The following is an 18,255-nucleotide window of genomic DNA, read 5'->3' as shown; positions in this document are numbered from 1 at the left end:
CGGAGGCATTGTTTCTAGAGGTGATCTTATGAAGGAATATATACTTGTGACAGGTTGCAACGGGTTTATTGGGAGAGCTATAGTCAGCCGGTTATTAGCTTGTTCCCGCACCATACTTGGTATTTCCATAGAGCAGGACAGTTCCGTTAAGGACGCCGGTTTTACATATCAACAGGCAGATATTACAAATCATGAGGCTGTCCATGAATTGTTCTTAAAATATAATATTACGGCCGTTGTCCACCTGGCGGCTATAGCCCAGATAAAGGAAGATAACGCCCGTACCTGGGAGCAGTATTATAAAGTGAATTACCTTGCAAGCTGCAATCTTTTTGAATGGGCGGCAAAATTTGGCGCGAAGGTGATATTTTCCAGCACAGTCGACGTATACGGCCAAAATGATAAAGCTGTTTTGAGCGAGGAAGATATCTGCATGCCCATCAGTAATTACGCAAAATCAAAACATATGGCCGAGATTGCCCTGACCCAAATCGCCGATACTCATAGTATGGATTATGTTATATTTCGTTTTGCGCCGGTGTATAGCGAGGAACTAATGAATAATGTTTATAAGCGGATATATATAAAGAAGTATAGTCTGGCCTATGTTATTGGCAAAGGCGGCCAGGAATTTCACTTCTGCTCTTTAAACAATGCGGTTAATGCTGTAGCGGTGTGGTTGGATATGCCACAGCCGGTAACGGGTGTTGTTAACATATGTGATCAGAATAAGATTGCCGCAAGTAAAATAATTACCAATGAAAAGGCTATGGGAAGAGCAAGATATGTTGTACATGTACCTAGAGCATTACTGGTGATTATGCATTATATTGTAAGAAGGGCCCTTGCATTTATAAGGAAACTCTCCTTCCTGCACAACATATTCCGTAAGCTTTTAAAACCAAGCAGTTATTCGAATGTTAAATACATTAGTACCATGGGCTATTCTGCCTGGGATATGAATAATGCAATGTATTTTTGCAAGGGGGGTCTTATTAATGAAAAAAACTAAGATTGCCCATATAATGACTATCAACTGGAATATGGAAAAACTTCTCATTGATAAAATGGTTGGGCTGAAAGAAAAGGGTTATGATGTGGAATTGATTTCATCCGGTGGTGAATATGTAGAAAAAATCAGGAACAGGGGTTTTGTTTATCATACTGTCTATATTTCCCGGAAGATCGAGCCGGTAAAGGATCTGCAATCGATTTATAAGCTCTATAAGCTTTTCAAAACCCAAAAATACGATATTGTGCACACTCACACCGCCAAAGCGGGTTTTACCGGGCGTATCGCAGCCAAACTGGCCGGGATTCCGTTAATCATACATACTACCCATGGCCTGCCGTTTTATGAAGGGCAAAGTAAATGGAAGTACAACTTCTACAGGCTTCTTGAAAAATTTGCCGCAACGGCCTGTCATTATATTTTTAATCAGAATTATGATGATTATTACAAAGTTATCAATAATAGCATTAAAGACGAAAAGCATGTATATTATGAAGGCAACGGAGTTAATGTAAAACGGTTGAATGCCATCGCGCAGGCAGTTAATGTCGAGGAGAAAAAAAAGGAGCTGGGTCTTGCCGCAGATAGTTTTATTATCGGCTATTTCGCAAGATTTGAGCCGGTTAAGGGACACAAGAGTTTTATTTGCGCAGTGGAAAAGCTTGTTGCCGACTATAAAAATGTGGTTTGCATACTAGGCGGACGAGGTCCGCTGGAAGATGAAATCAAGGAGTTGGTTACTGCCAAAAAATTAGATAAGCATTTTAAATTTTTAGGTTTTCGCGATGATGTGCATGAACTTTTAAAAATTACCGACCTTGTCGTGCTGGCATCGGAAAAAGAGGGGATTCCAAGAATATTGATGGAATCCATGTGTATCGGAACACCGGTTGTCGCTACCAACGTCATCGGCACAAAAGAGCTTGTCGTGGATGATGAATGCGGCTTGCTGGTTGAATATCTTGATGTTGACGGATTGTACAACGCGATGAAAACCATATACGCCCACCCCGAAAAAAGAAGGCAATTTGTACAAAACGGCAAAGAGAGAATTATAAAAGAATTTAACGAAGATGTCGTTGTTAAAAGAATACATGATAAGTATCAGGAGATATTAGGTAACCAAAGGCTTAAAACGGTCTAATCCGGAGGAACATATGCTTTATATTACCGCGGCTATAAGAATTATCTATAATTTTATCCGGCTAACGATATTGAAATTGTTCCATTTCCACGGGGTGTTTTTTAGACCATTGCAGTTGTTATCTGTCCGTACTTCTATTGATATAAGAGGCAGGAAGTCCCGACTTGTTTTAGGCAACCGGGTAAGCGCCAGACCGGGTGTAACCTTGGCCATCAGAGACGGAAGTTTGGAAATAGGAGATAATGTATTTTTTAACAAAGGCTGTTTTATTACTTGCCATGATCATATTAAAATTGGCAATGACTGCCTGTTTGGACCCAATGTAATATTTTATGATCATGATCATATATATGGGCCTGGTAAGATAGTAAATAAAGAAAAATATACAACAGCTCCGGTGGAATTGGGCAAGAATATTTTAATCGGCGCAAATTCTGTCATTTTAAGGGGCACGAAAATTGGTGACAATTGTGTTATTGCTGCCGGAACAGTCGTTAAAGGGGAAATTCCGGCGGACAGCATTGTTTACCAGAAGAAAGAATTGATAATAAGGCCTGTAGTTTCGCTGGAGCCAAAGGGGATAAGTTAAGGAGATATGAGTGGGAATAAGAGCGGAAGAAATATCTTTGAGAAATGTTCTTTTATTATTAACCTGGCAGTTTCTTTTTTCAAGCTGATGCCCAATGGGGTAAACAGGTTTATCTGGAATTGGATAGAAGGCTGGCGCGGAATTTGCTGGATAGGTTTAAGATACTGCATCCTCAAGGCCAGCAGTGCCCATTGCGGTAATAATGTCTTCGTTGGACCCTTTGTTGAAATCAACAATTGGCACAATCTTAAAACGGGAAATAACGTCAGTATTCATTCCCATTGCGTTATTGAAGCAAGCGGCGGTGTGGAAATCGGCAACGATGTATCAATTGCCCATGCCTGTTCCATCCTTTCGGAAAATCATAGCTGGGGCAATCCGGATATTCCGATAAAATACAATGATAAAATATTGGAAAAGGTAATAATTTGTGACGATGTATGGGTCGGCTGCGGCTGCAGAATATTAGCCGGCGTCAATATCGGCAAGCGCTCAATTATTGCGGCCGGCGCCGTGGTGACGAAAAATGTTGAAGGTAATGTTATTTACGGCGGCGTACCGGCCAAAAAGATTAAGCAAATTTAGCAGACAAAGGGGAATATGTGATGAAAGTCAGTTTTTTCCATGATCATCCTTTCGTTGTTTCAAAAAATGTATATTATACCCATGGGGGACTCATGCGCGCCCTTTGGAAAAGATATCTGGAATGCTTCCAGGAAATCATCGTGGCCACAAGGCGCAGGGAAGTAGAATCCATAGTTGATAAAAAGCTTGCTGTAGCCAATTGTGAGCACGTATTTTTTGAACCTGTATATTACTATAACCAAGGAAGTAATCTGATTTTTAAATATGATAAAATAAAAAACCAGATAAAAACGGTATTGGAGAAGACAGATTGCGCGATTATCAGACTTCCCAGTATTATTGGCCTTATTGCCTGCCACGAAGCGATAAAAATGAAAAAACCCTGGGCGGTGGAGGTAGTGGGATGTACGTGGGATACTTACTGGAATCATGGCACAATTGCCGGCAAGATAGTTGCGCCGGTTATGTATCTGCTTAACCGTCATTACATAAAGAAAGCAAGCCATGCAATATATGTGTCGGAGCAGTTTTTGCAGGAAAGATATCCGGCCCAGGGGATTCAAGCCGGCTGTTCGGACGTGGTTTTAGCCGAAGTATCCCCGGATGTGCTAAAAGCAAGGCTGGACAAAATTGAACAGGGCTTTAACAACAGGCCGATTAAATTCGGGCTGGTAGGGTCGCTTAATATTGCTTATAAAGGGCATGAAACCGCCATCAAGGCGCTTGCTGCCGTTAAAACTAAAATTCCCCCTTTCAAACTGCGATTTTTAGGCGGCGGCAGCGGCGAAAAATGGCAGGCGCTGGCAGCAAAATGCGGCATTGCCGATAATGTGGAATTTTGCGGTACCTTGCCCAGCGGTGAGCCGGTGTTGAATTGGATGGATGACACGGATATCTACCTTATCCCCAGTCTGCAGGAAGGGCTTCCCCGGGCGCTGGTTGAGGCCATGAGCCGCGGTTGTCCGGCGCTGGGGGCCCGCACAGGCGGCATTCCCGAATTGTTGCCGGAGGAATGTATCCACAACCGCAAAGACTGGGAGAAATTAGGAAAAGATATTATTCGTTTAGTGAATGATCCCGACAAGCTGAAGCAATATGCAACTGAAAATTTTAATACTGCCAAGAAATATACCAACAATTTGCTGGATAAGCGCCGGAGCAGTTTTTGGATGGATTTCCGGCAATATGTACAGCAGTACGGTAATTAACATATATAGCTCCTTGCATTATTGAGTTTTCCAAATGTTTATCCGTCCCTAAATATACTTAAATGGAAGGATTACTGAATTATGCTAAGCGAACTAGAAACAATATTTTTATACATTTCAATAATTATAGGAGCGACTTTATTTGCATTAATACCTACTTTCATTAATAGTAGAATACTCAAATATGCCTGTCTGGGCTTATCATTCCTTGTTGCCTGGATTCCGGCGGCTATAAGATATGGTACCGGCACAGATTATTTCGCTTATATTGAAAAATATTATGAAGTAACTTTTTATCCGCAAACTTTCCTGGAAATTATTCAAGGCAGAGAGCCGGTATTCAATCTATTAAATTTTTTGGTGAAGTGGAATTTTAATGATCCGCAATATATTTTTGTCATAAGTTCTTTCCTATTGTTGATATTTATATACAGGATGGTTGAGGATCAGAGCAAAAAGATAAATATGGGATTAGCCGTATTTATCTTCATGACGTTATTTTACTTTGCTTCTTATAATATTTTGCGACAATATCTTGCGATGGGTCTTGTGTTTTATTCCTATAAATATTTAGTTGAGAAGGATTTTTTCAAATTCGCTTTTTTAGTTGCCACTGCCTCTTTATTTCATTTAACAGCATTAATAATACTGCCAATGTATTTTTTGACAGGTAAATACAGAAAAATATTGCTGGCCGTTTATATCGGTGCTATTCTAATGATCATGTCTTTTTACAGCGTCTTTCTGCAAAGTGTTACTTCATTTGAAATCTTTGAGCGCTACTCTGTCTATACTCCCGATACGGATAGATTATTAGGGTTAGGACAGATAATAATGCGTCTGCCAATCTTATTACCGTTGTTGTTTTACAGTAAAAGAATTATTGCTCTTAATAAAGGCTATGAAGCTTATTTTAACTTTATAATTATTGATCCGTTTTTAGGTGTTCTTACGTATATTACGCCTAATGCTAACAGGATTGCATTTTATTTTTCTCTGGCATATATTCTTTTATTATCAGTATTTCCCAGGATCTTTAAGCGGCCATACTCGTATTATGCGTACGCTTACGTAATTTTTTACTGTTTTGCCTATTGGATTCTCTTTTATATTGTCAGAGGAGTAAATAATACTGTTCCTTATCAATTTACATGGTTTATATGGTAAATGGTAAATAGTAAATAGTAAATCGAAGAAATAAAGAGCTTTATGGAGGTTGAGATGGAAAAATATGAAGATGCCGCTGCTTAGCATAATCATTCCCATCTATAAAGTCGAAAAATATTTAAATGAATGTATAGATAGCGTACTTAAGCAAAGCTTTACGGACTATGAAATAATATTAGTGGATGATGGTTCCCCTGATAACTGCGGAAAAATTTGTGACCATTATGCGCAGACGGATAAAAAAATAAAAGTTATTCACAAAGAAAACAGCGGCGTATCCGAAACCAGAAATATCGGCATTGATAATTCATGCGGCCAGTACTTAATGTTTCTGGATGGTGACGATTTTTTAGTCGACGGCTGTTTGGAACTTATGAAAGATACGATTATTAGCAATGAGAAAACGGATATCTTTATTGGCCAGTCGATGATTGTTTATGATGATGATAAAAAGCATTTTTTTTTACAAGACAGCTTTGATGCTGAAGCCATTAATAAATTGCAAAAAAAAGAAATATTAGTATATATTTTTGGTACTGTCAAGGATATAGTCTGGGCCGTTTGGAGGAATGTCTATCGCCGCGAATTAGTAATCAGCAATGGATTATATTTTGACAAAAAGTTGATTTGCGCCGAGGATGGGGACTGGCATATTAAAGCAATGCTTGCCGCTGAAAAAATTTCCGCTTTTAAACTCCCCCTTGTTAATTATCGGCGTAGATTTGGTTCGGCCCTTTTATCAAAGTCAAATCAGAGAAAGGTAATGTCTGAGTTGCAAGTGTATAAAAAATGGTTCGATTATTTTAATACCTGTGATTTTGAGGAAAAGTATAAAAAAGTTATAACGGGAAGATTTGCCAACTTATTTATTAATCAATTTGGCGTTATTGATTTTGAAAATAAAGCAGAGAAAAAAGATGTGGTCAATTTTATAGCACACAATAGCTACATTCTTAATTCTAGTCATATACGCGGCACTAAACACAAGGCATCCGTATTAGTATGCCAATTGCTGGGTATAAATCTTGGCATTTGGTGTTTAACCCGGCTTAGAATCGCCAGAAACAAAATTACAAATAGAAGATGGGGCTAAACGAACAGGAGTAAAGATAATGTGAGCAATATAAAAAAATTCGTAAAGTCGTCAATAGTCTATTTTATTGGTAATGTATTAAGTAGATTGTCAACCTTTTTTTTGCTGCCCTTATATACGAAATATATAAATCCGGCGGATTACGGATATTATGATGTTTCAATAGCCTATTTAAGTGTATTTACATCTGCCATGTTTTTAGATATTTGGGTTGCGATCATGCGATATATGTTTGATTATTCGGACGGGCAGTTAAAATATAAGCCGATATATAACGGCGCCATTATCATGTTCTGTTCTTTCAGCATATACGGAATCCTGGCTTTAGCCCTGAATACAGTTGTTGAAATCAGATACCTCCTCTTAATAGTTATTTATGGTATTTTTGTTTGTATGCAAAACTTTTTTTCATATATTGCCCGGGGATTCGGGGAGAACATGGTTTTTGCCGGATCGGGTCTGGCAGGCACATTGGTAAATGTGTTATCAAACGTTGTTTTTATCGTGTATATGAAAATGGATTATAGTTGTTTGTATATTTCTTTTGTTATTGGCACTATCGTTCAGATAGTAATAATTGAAACTAAAGTCAAAGTAATTTCAAACTTTAAAACGAGTTATATTGATAAAAAACTGATTATCAGCATGGCCAAGTATGCCCTCCCTCTATGCCTCAATTCCGTATCTTTTTGGTTTTTAACAAACTACAACAAGGTAGTTATAGCTAATCAATTAACTACCCATGAAAACGGTCTTTTCGCTGTTGCCGGCAAATTTGCTTTTGCCTTGACCCTTGTGTCGTCGTGTTTCAACCTTGCATGGCAGGAAATGGCGTTTGACAGAGGCAGTAACGGCAGCGATATCGGCAAGTTTTATTCCACTGCCAGTGATTTGTTTCTAAGATTTTTGCTTTGCGGTACCATTATGTTAATACCTATCGTTGCGATCATATTTCCGTTTATGGTTGCGCCGATGTATTCCGAATCCAGAAATATAGTCCCCATGTATTTATTGGGTACCATGGCCAGCATTTACAGCCAGTTCTTGGGAAATATTTTTGGGGCCTTAAAGCAAACAAAAACCATTTTTATTTCTACTGTTTTTGCGAGTATTGTTAATATTTTGGTAATCCATTCCCTGATAGGTGCATTAGGCGTTCTTGCCGCTACCGTTTCGCTGTTTGTCGGGTATGTGGTAAATATTATTATCCGGGTGATTTTCCTTAATAAGAAAATTGACTTTAATGTCAATTATAAACTTATTTTGCTGACATCGCCCATAATAATATTTGCTATTCATATTTATGCTAACATGAGTTTAGTTGCCAATTATGTAATGCTTTTGTTTGCAGTTCTATTTACTTTGTACTATTTAAAAACATATATTATAAAAATATTGAATAAGGTTAGAGTTAGGCGTATACGAATTGAAAATTAGTATTATTATGTATTGGTGATTTTGTATTTATCAACGGGAATTTTCGCTAGAGAGAAAGTTGTGCTAATTGATTTTAATGGATATCCAACAAGGGGGGATTTACGGAACACCATAAATTGAAGTATAAACTTATAAGCTCAAGATGAAATTTGAATCATATATTTTTAAAAATGTTAGGTAGGTTAGAGGTGACTTAATGAATATTAGCATGATTACTCTTCATAGGGTACTAAATTACGGTTCTTTTTTACAGACTTATGCACTGCAAGAGTATTTAGAAAAATTAGGCCACGCTGTTAAGGTGGTGGATTATAAGCCGAACCGATTTTCCAATGCACAATATTTTTGGAGTAAGAATCCAAAAGGCAAAAATAATATAATGTATGCTTTGTTGTACAATACGGCGGTTTTTCCTAAGAAGTTGATAAGAAAATTAATTTTTGACAGCTATGTCGCAAAATATATTAAGCTTACAGATATGCAGTACCATACCTTTGCCGATATAAAGCAGCATTTACCCGAAGCCGATGTTTATATTACCGGCAGCGACCAAGTTTGGAATAGTAATTATAACGGTGAAGTTGATCCGGCATATTTTGTGGATTTTGCTCCCCAGGGAAAACCCAGAATAGCTTATGCGGCCAGCTTTGGCAGAACTGAACTAGGAATGGAGGAAATACAGCCGATAAATAAATTAATAAGCAAATATAATGCTATTTCCGTTAGAGAGAACAGTGCCTTAAAAATATTGGACAGACTTGGTAGAACTGATGGCGTTCATGTAGTTGACCCGACCCTTTTGCTTAACAGAGATGAATGGGGCAAACTTATTGAAAAGCGAAAAATCAATGACAAATATTTGTTAATATATCAGTTAAATAATAATAATTTTATGATTGAAACCGCCAAACAAATCGCGAAAGAAAAAGGTTTAAAAATTGTTAAGCTTGCCCTCAACAGAAGAAAATATGCCGGAATTGATTTTGTATTTAATAATATCACACCCAGTGATTTCTTGTCTTTATTTGCCTTTGCTGATTTTGTAGTTACCGATTCCTTTCATGGTTCAGCTTTTTCTATTAATTTTAATAAGGAATTAATTGTAATTCCACCGGAGAAATATGGAACAAGACTGATAAGTTTACTGGAAACTATGGGATTACCGGAACGAGTAATTTACAAAAACTTTGATTTGCGTATTATTGCTGAGCCGATAGATTATTCCTTAGTAAATGAGAAATTACAGGCAGAAAGACGTAAAGCATCTGATTTTTTAAGTAGTTATATCAAATAGGATTTTAAGGTAGAACACAAGGGCGTGGCGGGAAAGGGCGGAAGCTATGACAAGTTATTTAAAAAGTACGCGTAAAGAAGACTGTTATGGATGCAGTGCCTGTTATAACGTATGTCCTGTACAATGTATCCGGATGATTTCCGATAGTGAAGGTTATTCATATCCTGCAATCGACAATAATAGGTGTACTAAATGCCGTTTGTGTGAAGAAGTTTGTCCGCTTGAGCCATCCGGCTACAAATTTAAGGGAGTGGATAACCCGGTTGCATATGCAGCCTGGAATAAAAATGATTCGGTTCGCAGGACAAGTACGTCCGGTGGATTATTTGTCGCACTATCCGGCTATATATTAAATAACTCCGGTGCTGTGTTTGGCGCAATGTTTGACAGTAATTTTGCGGTGGTACACGGATGCGCTGAGACTAAACAACAAAGAGATAAGTTCAAGGGTTCCAAATATGTTCAAAGTAATATAGGTGATACATATAAACAGGTAAAGGATCTATTGGAAGCCGGGAAAAAAGCAATGTTTACAGGTACGCCCTGTCAGGTGGGAGGCTTATATGCCTTTTTAAGAAAAGATTATGATAATCTATTTACTGTGGATTTGGTATGTCATGGAGTTCCCTCGCCAGGACTGTTTAGAGACCACATAAATAATTTGAAAAATAAATTCAAAGCAGATATTGAAAGCATTAATTTTAGAGATAAACAAAAGGGATGGGGGACTTATTATTTGAAAATTAAGTTTGCTAATGGCAAGATTTATGGCAGAAATGCGCTGATGGATTTTTATTACCGGATGTTTTTAAAATATTATTTTGTGAGACCATCGTGCTATCGCTGTGAATATACGAAAATGAACCGGGAAGCCGATATAACCATTGCAGATTTTTGGGGTATTGAGAAAATAAGGCCGGAGCTAAAAAAGAGCGGCGGCGTGTCCATGGTATTGGTAAACAGCGAAAAAGGACTAAGGTTATTTGAGTGGGCCGGTAATGATTTGATATATGAACGGGTGGAAATTGAGGAGGCAATGCAGCCTAATATGCATGTAGCCAGAGACAGAAACCCCCAACGGGATGATTTCTTCCGCAGATACTCTGCAAAGGGTATTAATTCTCTCCAGTTAAGATACCTTACCCTGCCTGCCATTTTTGAATTCCCGCGAAGGGTATTAAAATTTATTGGCAAAAGATTTAAGAAAATTGGCGGGCTGTGAAGTGAGAGGTAATCCCAATTGTCGTTAAGTCGAAATACAGGGGAGGAAATATATTTGAGCACAATAGTGGTGACGGGGGGAGCCGGATTTATCGGCTCTCATCTGTGCGAGGCTTTGTTGGAAAAAGGAAATACGGTTATCAATATTGATAGTTTTAATGATTTTTATGATCCGGGGATTAAAAGAAACAATGCTGCGGAAACAAGATCATTTGTTACGGAAAATAATATGGCTTCCAATCTTTATCAGGCAGCAGAGGGAGATATCCGGGATGTTGTTTTCCTGAAAAAGGTGTTTGCGGACAATCGAGTGGATACAATTGTGCACCTGGCAGCGTATGCCGGCGTAAGACCGTCCATTCAGAATCCTGTGCTTTACACCGATGTGAATATCAATGGTACGGTGAATCTGCTGGAAATCAGCAAAATGCATGACATTAAAAGCTTTGTTTTTGCTTCTTCTTCTTCAGTGTACGGCAATAATACCAAGGTTCCTTTTGCGGAAGATGATGTTGTTGATTTTCCCATATCGCCTTATGCAGCCACCAAAAAGGCGGGAGAGCTCTTGTGTCATACTTACCACAGCTTATACGGCATAAACATGGCTTGTTTAAGGTTCTTTACCGTTTATGGTCCCAGGCAGAGGCCGGATCTGGCCATTAATAAGTTTACAAAGTTGATTTCAAAAGGACAGCCTATTCCTTTTTACGGCGATGGTTCCACGGAAAGGGATTATACCTATATTGACGATATCATTGACGGCGTTACCAAGGCGATCGACTGGACAAAGGACGGTCAGGGGAAATATGAGGTATTCAACCTGGGTGAGTCCAATACCATCACTCTGAGCAGAATGGTAAGAGCTATCGAGAACGCACTGGGGAAGAAGGCTGAGATAAACAGGATGCCGATGCAGCCGGGGGATGTAAACCGTACTTTCGCGGATATTACCAAAGCCAAAGAGATATTGCGGTACAATCCCCGGACGGATTTTGAAGAAGGCATTCATAAATTTGTAAAATGGTTTCAGGCAAGAGATAATTGATAACAATTGATAATCGATAACTCACTGAGACGGATAAAGAATTTAACAAATATTTATTTAGGGTGGGAGGAATTATTTTGGGAGTACTTGTCACCGGCGGCGCCGGCTATATCGGATCTCATACCGTTTATGAGCTTATAAAGACCAACCAGCAAGTCGTGGTTTATGATAATTTGTCCAAAGGACACCGGGGAGCCGTGCCGGCCGGCATACCTTTGATTATGGGGGATATTCGCGAAGCAGCGAGGCTGGCCGAAACTATCGAGGCAAATCATATTGACACGGTGATTCATTTCGCCGCCGACAGCCTGGTAGGCGAGTCGATGCAAGACCCGGCGAAGTATTATGAAAACAACGTAGTCGCTACGCTGGCCCTCTTAAATACATTGCGTAAATGCGGCGTCAATAGAATAGTCTTTTCATCCACCGCGGCTGTTTACGGGGAGCCGGAGCTTTGGCCGATAGCTGAAAATTTTCGGACAAACCCTACGAATGTATATGGCCGGACTAAATTGGTCATCGAAGGTATTTTGGCCGATTTTTCCCAAGCTTATGGCTTAAAATACGTGTCCCTGCGTTATTTTAACGCCGCCGGGGCGCTTAACAGCGGGACAATTGGCGAGGATCATGCACCGGAGACCCATTTAATCCCCCTGGTTCTGAAGACCGCCCTGGGTCAGCGGCAAGCAATCGATATTTATGGTACCGACTATCCGACGCCGGACGGCACCTGTATCCGGGATTACATACATGTTACCGACCTGGCGCAGGCCCATGTACTGGCTTTGGAGTATTTGCAGGCCGGCGGAGCGTCCAGGATATACAATCTCGGGTCCGAGAGAGGTTTCAGTGTACGCGAGGTTATTGACAGAGCAAAATTTGTGACCGGTATTGATTTTCCCGTTCAGGAGAAAGAGCGGCGGGCGGGCGATCCCGCCATACTGGTTGCGTCGTCAGAGCGGATACGGCAGGAACTAGGCTGGAAACCAGCCTGTAGTGAACTTGACACAATTATTAGATCAGCATGGCAGTGGCATAAAAACAATCCGCATGGATTTGGCGAATCGTGATCCATAAATAGCGAGCCTAGATCCGCGAGCGGATTGTCGAACTAAAGCAACAGGGTAGAGAATATTTATTCCGGTTGCCTGCGGGGGAATGCTCAACTGATCATCAAGTATGATCAGTTGAGCTTGGTTGAGAATTTGAGAAATTGTCTCAGGTTTACCATCCACCAGGTATATCAAAAGGAGGCAAAAGGGCTTGGACATGCTGTTCTATGCGCCAAGCAGTTTAAGGATCCTTTTGCTATCAAGGTAAAACTGAGGTGATATATGAAAAAGAATATGGATCGCAATATGACTATCCATGGATTAAGAGGCTTATGCGCTTTACTTGTAGTATTCGCACATGTCTATGGCATGTCCGTAACGGGAGGATTACTCCAGGGGAAAACATCGTTAGGGTTAATTGGGGTAAATATTTTTTTTATGATTAGCGGCTTTGTTATCCCGTTAAGCTTGTTGAAGCATGATAACATCAAGGAATTCTTTATAAACCGGATAATAAGAATATACCCTGTATTTTTGACGCTGCATTTAATTGTCTTCGCAACCGGTCCGATTATCGGATATGAATGGTTTAAAAACATTAGCATCTTTGAATACATTAAAAATTTTTTAACGAACCTCTTTATGCTGCCAGGTATGTTTAGAATTCCAATAGCCCAAAAAAATGCCTGGTCACTAAGCTATGAATTTGCATTTTATGTTGCCATGTCTGTACTGTTTTACCTGGTGATGAACCAGAAGCAAAAACAAAAAATGGTTAAAACGATTTTGTATCTTTTTTGGGCTACCGCAGTGCTTATTCTTATCTATACCCACAAGCCAATGATATTCTTTGCCATAGGTTGGCTTGGCTTCTATCTAAGCTACAAAAATATTAATATAAACAATATGAACAATACGCTGGCATTTATTTGTCCGTTTGTTTTCGCCTTAATGCTAGCCATACCCAGAAACATTTTTGCTTATTTGATTTTAGGAACATTATTTTTTCTTCCTGTTGTAAAACAGCAAGGGATAATGTCCAAGCTCCTCCGAACAAAATTCTTTAAGTATTACGGGGACATAAGCTATAGTCTTTACTTGATACACCCTTTTGCATTATATCCGCTAAAGCTGGTTTTTAGCAAATTTTCCGGGTACATCATCGCCAATAACTTAGTATATTATGTAATATTATGTTTTGGTACGGTCGGGTTGTTGCTAGCCACGTTTTTATCTCACTTTTCATACCTCTACATTGAACAGTGGTTAACCAAGAATGTAATAAGAAAAGCGCTGGCACGTCCTTTAGACATTAGTGGTATGAGACAACATCAATAGATCATATTGAACCGGGGGACAGCAATAAAATGGATACTTACCTGAGTAGAAAATTAAAAGTTTTATCTTTTATTTCAATAATAATGGTAGTCTATTTACACTCCTACAACCTTAATACTAATTTACCGGCGGAGTCCTTACGGATTATAGGACTTAATCCAAACACTTTCATTCAAACTTTTATCACTCAGGGAATAACCCGGATAGCAGTCCCGCTTTTCTTTTTAATTTCAGGCTATTTATTTTTTTATAATTTCCAGCAACCTACATGGCAAGCATTTTTGGTGAAAATGAGAAAAAGAATACATACTTTGGTAATTCCCTATTTATTTTGGAGTGGTCTTTCATTTTTAATCTTTTACATTCTGCAAAACCTTCCTTTCAGCCGTCCCTATTTTACCCTGCCTAGTAATATTATTAATAACTATACACTTTTCGATCTCATCAACAGGATACTCTTTGATCCATTTGCATATCAATTATGGTTTATTAGAGATTTGATGGTTTATGTACTTTTTACCCCGGTTATATACAGGCTTATATATCATTTGAAAATATATAGCGTGATGGCGCTATTTGTTTGTTGGGTATTAAATGTAAACTTTCTTTGGATCAGTAATCAGGGAATATTCTTTTTTATGTTAGGAAGCTACCTGGCAATACATAAATTCAACCTTCGCCGGGAGTTATCCCTGAATATTACGTCGGCAATATTCGTTACTTGGCTAATCGTGATCTTTTGTAAAACCTATATAGAATTAGCCTTCCCTGGTCCTTTTATCCCCTATTTTTCGAAAGCTGCCATATTACTTGGGCTAACCGCTATTTGGCACATTTATGACTGGACATTATCCGGTAGCGAAATTCTTTTAAGATATTCAAATTATACTTTTTTTATTTATGCCATGCACGAACCGGCGCTGGTTATAACCAGGAAACTTACTTTAAAGTTTCTGGGTGTTTCCCATGGTACATTACTTACAGCGTACTTGTTGGCGCCGATTTTCGTTATTTGTTTAGTAATGATTATTGGCAGGAGCTTTAAACGACTATCCCCCACAGGGTATTCCATCATTGTTGGTGGAAGGTAAATTCCCGGAAAACGGAGTGGGTGGTCTACTTTCATTGAGATACCAAGAAAAAGTAATTGGGGGAAAAGCATGTGAGCATGAAAATGAAGTGGTTGATTTCCATAATGTGTGGAGTTGCGCTGATGATTGCTTTTGTGTTATACAGAGTGCCCAGGGAGGCATTGGGATTTGATTCGCAAAAACCAACGAATATTACGGCAAGCTCTTCCGGGCTAACAGGAGCGCAAGACCCGGCCGCTCTAAATAATAATACTGTAGCAGAAATAAATAATACTGCCGTAGAGATAGATGATGCGAATGCAATTAATGTCAAATCATATAATGCCAAAGGTGACGGTGTGACAAACGATACTGCCGCTATTCAAGCGGCGGTCGACGCTGTTCCCCCGGACGGAGGAACAGTTGTTATTCCTGAAGGGGTTTATCTGGTGGATGCCGTGCAATCCATTCGGATAAAGAATGGTGTCACTTTAAAAATGGCGCCCAATACTGTTCTTAAGGCGGTACCTAATAACAGTGAACGTTACGCTGTGCTGACCATAAAGGATGCCAGCAACATCACGATTCAAGGCGGGGTTATTGAGGGTGAGCGGGCCCAGCATACCGGGACAACCGGTGAATGGGGCATGGGCATCCAGATATTAGGGTCAAGTAACATTACGGTCGCGAATACCGTTTGCAACAATTTGTGGGGCGATGGATTTTATATTGGATCAGGGACGGCGGGTAAAGTAAGTGAAGATGTCCGCCTGATTGATGTTCAGGCCGACAACAACCGGCGCCAGGGCATATCCCTGATTTGCGGCCGCAGAATTGAAATTATTCGGCCGCGGCTAACGAACACCAACGGTACACTGCCGTCAGCCGGCATCGATATTGAGCCCAACAAGATAAGCGATGTTCTGGAAGAAATAAAACTTGTTGAACCCTTCACTGCTGGCAATGCCGGCGCAGGTATTTCCGTAGTTCTACAACAAATTGGCGGAACGAACGCTGCTGTGAGTATTGAGATCAGTAACCACCATGATGATGCCAGCGACAGGGGCATGCTAATTGCCAGCAATAATGCAATTGTTCCGGGAAATCTGCTGATTGAAAATCCGGAGTGGGACAACTCAAAAAGAAATGGCCTGTCGATTCAAAGACATGACCATCGTTCTTTTCACATTGCGATAAACCAGCCCAGGGTTATTGATGCCAACAGGAGTGGCAAAAGGGATGGAAGTACCGGAGCGGCGATTGCCATATACCATAATAATGATAATAAGGTAACCCGGACCGGCGGCATTGGCAACGTTCACATCTATAGTCCGGTGATTGGCACAACCCAAGGCGCGCCAAAAATGATGGGCGCATTTTACATTCAGGAAATGCCTAATCAAGAGATACAGGAATTGACCATTACCGATCCTGTCATCGAGAACAGTTCACTGGAAGTGCCGGATTCTGCAAAACAGTATATTAAATACAATCAGGGACAATAATTTTGCCGGCTATGTCCCGTAAAAAGGCAATCGAATAGCACCAGCATTCACTGCTGATTTCATAAAATACAAGATACTCCGTCATTGTTAGTGGAAGGTAACAGGTAAGCTACAGGGAGGGGGAATTGAGACAATATGGCAGTGATACACAAACACGCGTGAAGTTGGTAACTCGTAACTCATAGTTAAAAATATAAAAATATATAAAAATACGGGAAGGTGGTTTGGATATGTCAATCAAGCAAACGGTTATTCGCAAAGCGATCATTCCGGCGGCAGGCCTGGGAACGCGATTTTTGCCGGCTACCAAGGCGCAGCCTAAGGAAATGCTGCCAATAGTAGATAAACCGGCAATACAGTATATTATCGAAGAAGCTATTCAATCGGGGATCAAGGATATTCTGATTATTACCGGCCGCAATAAGCGGGCGATAGAGGATCATTTTGACCGGGCAGTGGAACTGGAAGTCACGCTCAAGGAACAGGGGAAATATGATCTTCTGGGCTTGGTTCAGGAATTATCCCGGGTGACGATTCACTATGTACGCCAAAAAGAGGCAAAAGGGCTGGGACATGCCGTTCTCTGCGCCAAGCAGTTTGTCGGCAATGAACCTTTTGCCGTTTTATTGGGTGATGATATTGTGGATGCGCAAGTTCCCTGCCTGAAACAATTGATGAATGTATATAACGACTGCCAGGGGTCAATTCTCGGGGTACAGGAAGTTCCCGCGGCCAATGTTTCCAAATATGGCATCATTAAGCCTGTCCCCGTAAAAGAAAATGTATGGCAGGCCGTGGATATGGTGGAAAAGCCTGCTATGGAAGCAGCCCCCTCGCGCTTGGCGGTGCTGGGACGTTATATAATTGAGCCGGAGATTTTTGCTCTGCTGGAGGAAACTCCTCCGGGCAGCGGCGGTGAGATTCAGTTGACTGACGCGCTTAAACGGCTGGCTTCTCTTAAACCTGTATATGCATATAATTTCGAGGGACGCCGTTATGACGTGGGCGATAAGCAGGGGTATCTGGAGGCGACGATGGAGTTTGCCCTGAAGCGTCCTGATCTCAGAGAAAAATTTCTTAATTATTTGGTTAAAAAAGTGGGCCCGGTTATTAGCAAGGAAATTGCGGCAACGGCTTCCGTTGCTGAAAAATAATGACGCCAGAACCTGCCTATCAGCATTATCTCAAGGCGCAGCGGTTTCAAACGCTGCGCGTTTTTTTCTAGATGTTATTCTTATTCCGGCTATCCGGCTTTTTGATGCATAGCCCTATTACAATGGCTGTTATTGCTGCTCCAATTAAAGCTCCGATAGCTAGAGTAATCCAAAACATATCGACACCTCAGTCAATTTATTTAGTACATCCTGTCATATTTTATCAAAAAAAGAGATAAACCGCCAGCCCCCCCCCGGCGGGAAAAGATACAACGGGGCGAAAACGGCTGAAAAGTTCAGGGTCAAAGGTTCAAGCGTTACCAGGACCGTTGAACTGCCTG

Annotated in this window: 16 protein-coding genes; all 16 read left to right on the top strand. The window is 40.2% G+C overall.

Annotated features, from left to right (window positions below; all coding sequences use genetic code 11):
- The first annotated feature begins 28 nt into the window (after positions 1–28).
- Positions 29–1,012, top strand: coding sequence for an NAD-dependent epimerase/dehydratase family protein (locus MAMMFC1_RS03820; RefSeq protein WP_126306622.1), 984 nt, complete (start codon positions 29–31; stop codon positions 1,010–1,012).
- On the top strand, positions 999–2,156 hold the full coding sequence (locus MAMMFC1_RS03815; protein ID WP_158618630.1) for a glycosyltransferase family 4 protein: 1,158 nt from the start codon (positions 999–1,001) through the stop codon (positions 2,154–2,156). The genes MAMMFC1_RS03820 and MAMMFC1_RS03815 overlap by 14 nt, the downstream gene beginning before the upstream one ends.
- 13 nt (positions 2,157–2,169) lie before the next feature.
- Positions 2,170–2,745, top strand: coding sequence for an acyltransferase (locus tag MAMMFC1_RS03810; RefSeq protein WP_126306618.1), 576 nt, complete (start codon positions 2,170–2,172; stop codon positions 2,743–2,745).
- Positions 2,746–2,751: 6 nt separating this feature from the next.
- Complete coding sequence (locus tag MAMMFC1_RS03805) at positions 2,752–3,330, top strand: acyltransferase (protein ID WP_197723905.1); 579 nt, start codon at positions 2,752–2,754, stop codon at positions 3,328–3,330.
- Positions 3,331–3,350: 20 nt separating this feature from the next.
- Complete coding sequence (locus MAMMFC1_RS03800) at positions 3,351–4,538, top strand: glycosyltransferase family 4 protein (protein ID WP_126306616.1); 1,188 nt, start codon at positions 3,351–3,353, stop codon at positions 4,536–4,538.
- Positions 4,539–4,619: 81 nt separating this feature from the next.
- Positions 4,620–5,705, top strand: a complete 1,086-nt coding sequence (locus MAMMFC1_RS03795) for an EpsG family protein (protein WP_126306614.1) — start codon at positions 4,620–4,622, stop codon at positions 5,703–5,705.
- Between the two features lie 64 nt (positions 5,706–5,769).
- Positions 5,770–6,798, top strand: coding sequence for a glycosyltransferase family 2 protein (locus tag MAMMFC1_RS03790; RefSeq protein ID WP_126306612.1), 1,029 nt, complete (start codon positions 5,770–5,772; stop codon positions 6,796–6,798).
- A gap of 21 nt (positions 6,799–6,819) precedes the next feature.
- The gene (locus tag MAMMFC1_RS03785) at positions 6,820–8,235 is read left to right on the top strand and encodes a lipopolysaccharide biosynthesis protein (RefSeq protein WP_126306610.1); all 1,416 of its coding nucleotides are present in this window, start codon (positions 6,820–6,822) and stop codon (positions 8,233–8,235) included.
- Between the two features lie 196 nt (positions 8,236–8,431).
- On the top strand, positions 8,432–9,529 hold the full coding sequence (locus MAMMFC1_RS03780) for a polysaccharide pyruvyl transferase family protein (RefSeq protein WP_126306608.1): 1,098 nt from the start codon (positions 8,432–8,434) through the stop codon (positions 9,527–9,529).
- A gap of 46 nt (positions 9,530–9,575) precedes the next feature.
- The gene (locus MAMMFC1_RS03775) at positions 9,576–10,751 is read left to right on the top strand and encodes a Coenzyme F420 hydrogenase/dehydrogenase, beta subunit C-terminal domain (RefSeq protein WP_126306606.1); all 1,176 of its coding nucleotides are present in this window, start codon (positions 9,576–9,578) and stop codon (positions 10,749–10,751) included.
- A gap of 54 nt (positions 10,752–10,805) precedes the next feature.
- Complete coding sequence (locus MAMMFC1_RS03770; protein WP_126306604.1) at positions 10,806–11,795, top strand: GDP-mannose 4,6-dehydratase; 990 nt, start codon at positions 10,806–10,808, stop codon at positions 11,793–11,795.
- A gap of 77 nt (positions 11,796–11,872) precedes the next feature.
- Positions 11,873–12,865, top strand: a complete 993-nt coding sequence (galE, locus tag MAMMFC1_RS03765; protein ID WP_126306602.1) for a UDP-glucose 4-epimerase GalE — start codon at positions 11,873–11,875, stop codon at positions 12,863–12,865.
- Positions 12,866–13,129: 264 nt separating this feature from the next.
- Positions 13,130–14,185, top strand: coding sequence for an acyltransferase family protein (locus MAMMFC1_RS03755; RefSeq protein ID WP_126306600.1), 1,056 nt, complete (start codon positions 13,130–13,132; stop codon positions 14,183–14,185).
- 29 nt (positions 14,186–14,214) lie between these two features.
- Positions 14,215–15,276 (top strand): acyltransferase family protein, encoded by a 1,062-nt coding sequence (locus MAMMFC1_RS03750; RefSeq protein WP_126306598.1) that lies wholly within the window; start codon positions 14,215–14,217, stop codon positions 15,274–15,276.
- A gap of 77 nt (positions 15,277–15,353) precedes the next feature.
- Positions 15,354–16,760 carry a glycosyl hydrolase family 28-related protein gene (locus MAMMFC1_RS03745; protein WP_232035780.1) on the top strand — a complete coding sequence of 469 codons (1,407 nt, stop codon included), beginning with the start codon at positions 15,354–15,356 and terminating at the stop codon, positions 16,758–16,760.
- A gap of 230 nt (positions 16,761–16,990) precedes the next feature.
- Positions 16,991–17,914, top strand: coding sequence for a UTP--glucose-1-phosphate uridylyltransferase GalU (gene galU, locus MAMMFC1_RS03740; RefSeq protein WP_126306594.1), 924 nt, complete (start codon positions 16,991–16,993; stop codon positions 17,912–17,914).
- The last annotated feature ends 341 nt before the right edge of the window (positions 17,915–18,255 follow it).

Source organism: Methylomusa anaerophila (assembly GCF_003966895.1).
Classification (GTDB): domain Bacteria; phylum Bacillota; class Negativicutes; order Sporomusales; family Sporomusaceae; genus Methylomusa; species Methylomusa anaerophila.
This window is presented reverse-complemented; position numbering and strand designations above follow the sequence as displayed.

Coding starts and splice junctions, on each gene's coding strand:
- MAMMFC1_RS03820 (WP_126306622.1), top strand. CDS start 29: ATGAAGGAATATATACTTGTGACAGGTTGCAACGGGTTTATTGGGAGA.
- MAMMFC1_RS03815 (WP_158618630.1), top strand. CDS start 999: ATGAAAAAAACTAAGATTGCCCATATAATGACTATCAACTGGAATATG.
- MAMMFC1_RS03810 (WP_126306618.1), top strand. CDS start 2,170: ATGCTTTATATTACCGCGGCTATAAGAATTATCTATAATTTTATCCGG.
- MAMMFC1_RS03805 (WP_197723905.1), top strand. CDS start 2,752: ATGAGTGGGAATAAGAGCGGAAGAAATATCTTTGAGAAATGTTCTTTT.
- MAMMFC1_RS03800 (WP_126306616.1), top strand. CDS start 3,351: ATGAAAGTCAGTTTTTTCCATGATCATCCTTTCGTTGTTTCAAAAAAT.
- MAMMFC1_RS03795 (WP_126306614.1), top strand. CDS start 4,620: ATGCTAAGCGAACTAGAAACAATATTTTTATACATTTCAATAATTATA.
- MAMMFC1_RS03790 (WP_126306612.1), top strand. CDS start 5,770: ATGAAGATGCCGCTGCTTAGCATAATCATTCCCATCTATAAAGTCGAA.
- MAMMFC1_RS03780 (WP_126306608.1), top strand. CDS start 8,432: ATGAATATTAGCATGATTACTCTTCATAGGGTACTAAATTACGGTTCT.
- MAMMFC1_RS03775 (WP_126306606.1), top strand. CDS start 9,576: ATGACAAGTTATTTAAAAAGTACGCGTAAAGAAGACTGTTATGGATGC.
- MAMMFC1_RS03755 (WP_126306600.1), top strand. CDS start 13,130: ATGAAAAAGAATATGGATCGCAATATGACTATCCATGGATTAAGAGGC.
- MAMMFC1_RS03750 (WP_126306598.1), top strand. CDS start 14,215: ATGGATACTTACCTGAGTAGAAAATTAAAAGTTTTATCTTTTATTTCA.
- MAMMFC1_RS03745 (WP_232035780.1), top strand. CDS start 15,354: ATGAAAATGAAGTGGTTGATTTCCATAATGTGTGGAGTTGCGCTGATG.
- galU (WP_126306594.1), top strand. CDS start 16,991: ATGTCAATCAAGCAAACGGTTATTCGCAAAGCGATCATTCCGGCGGCA.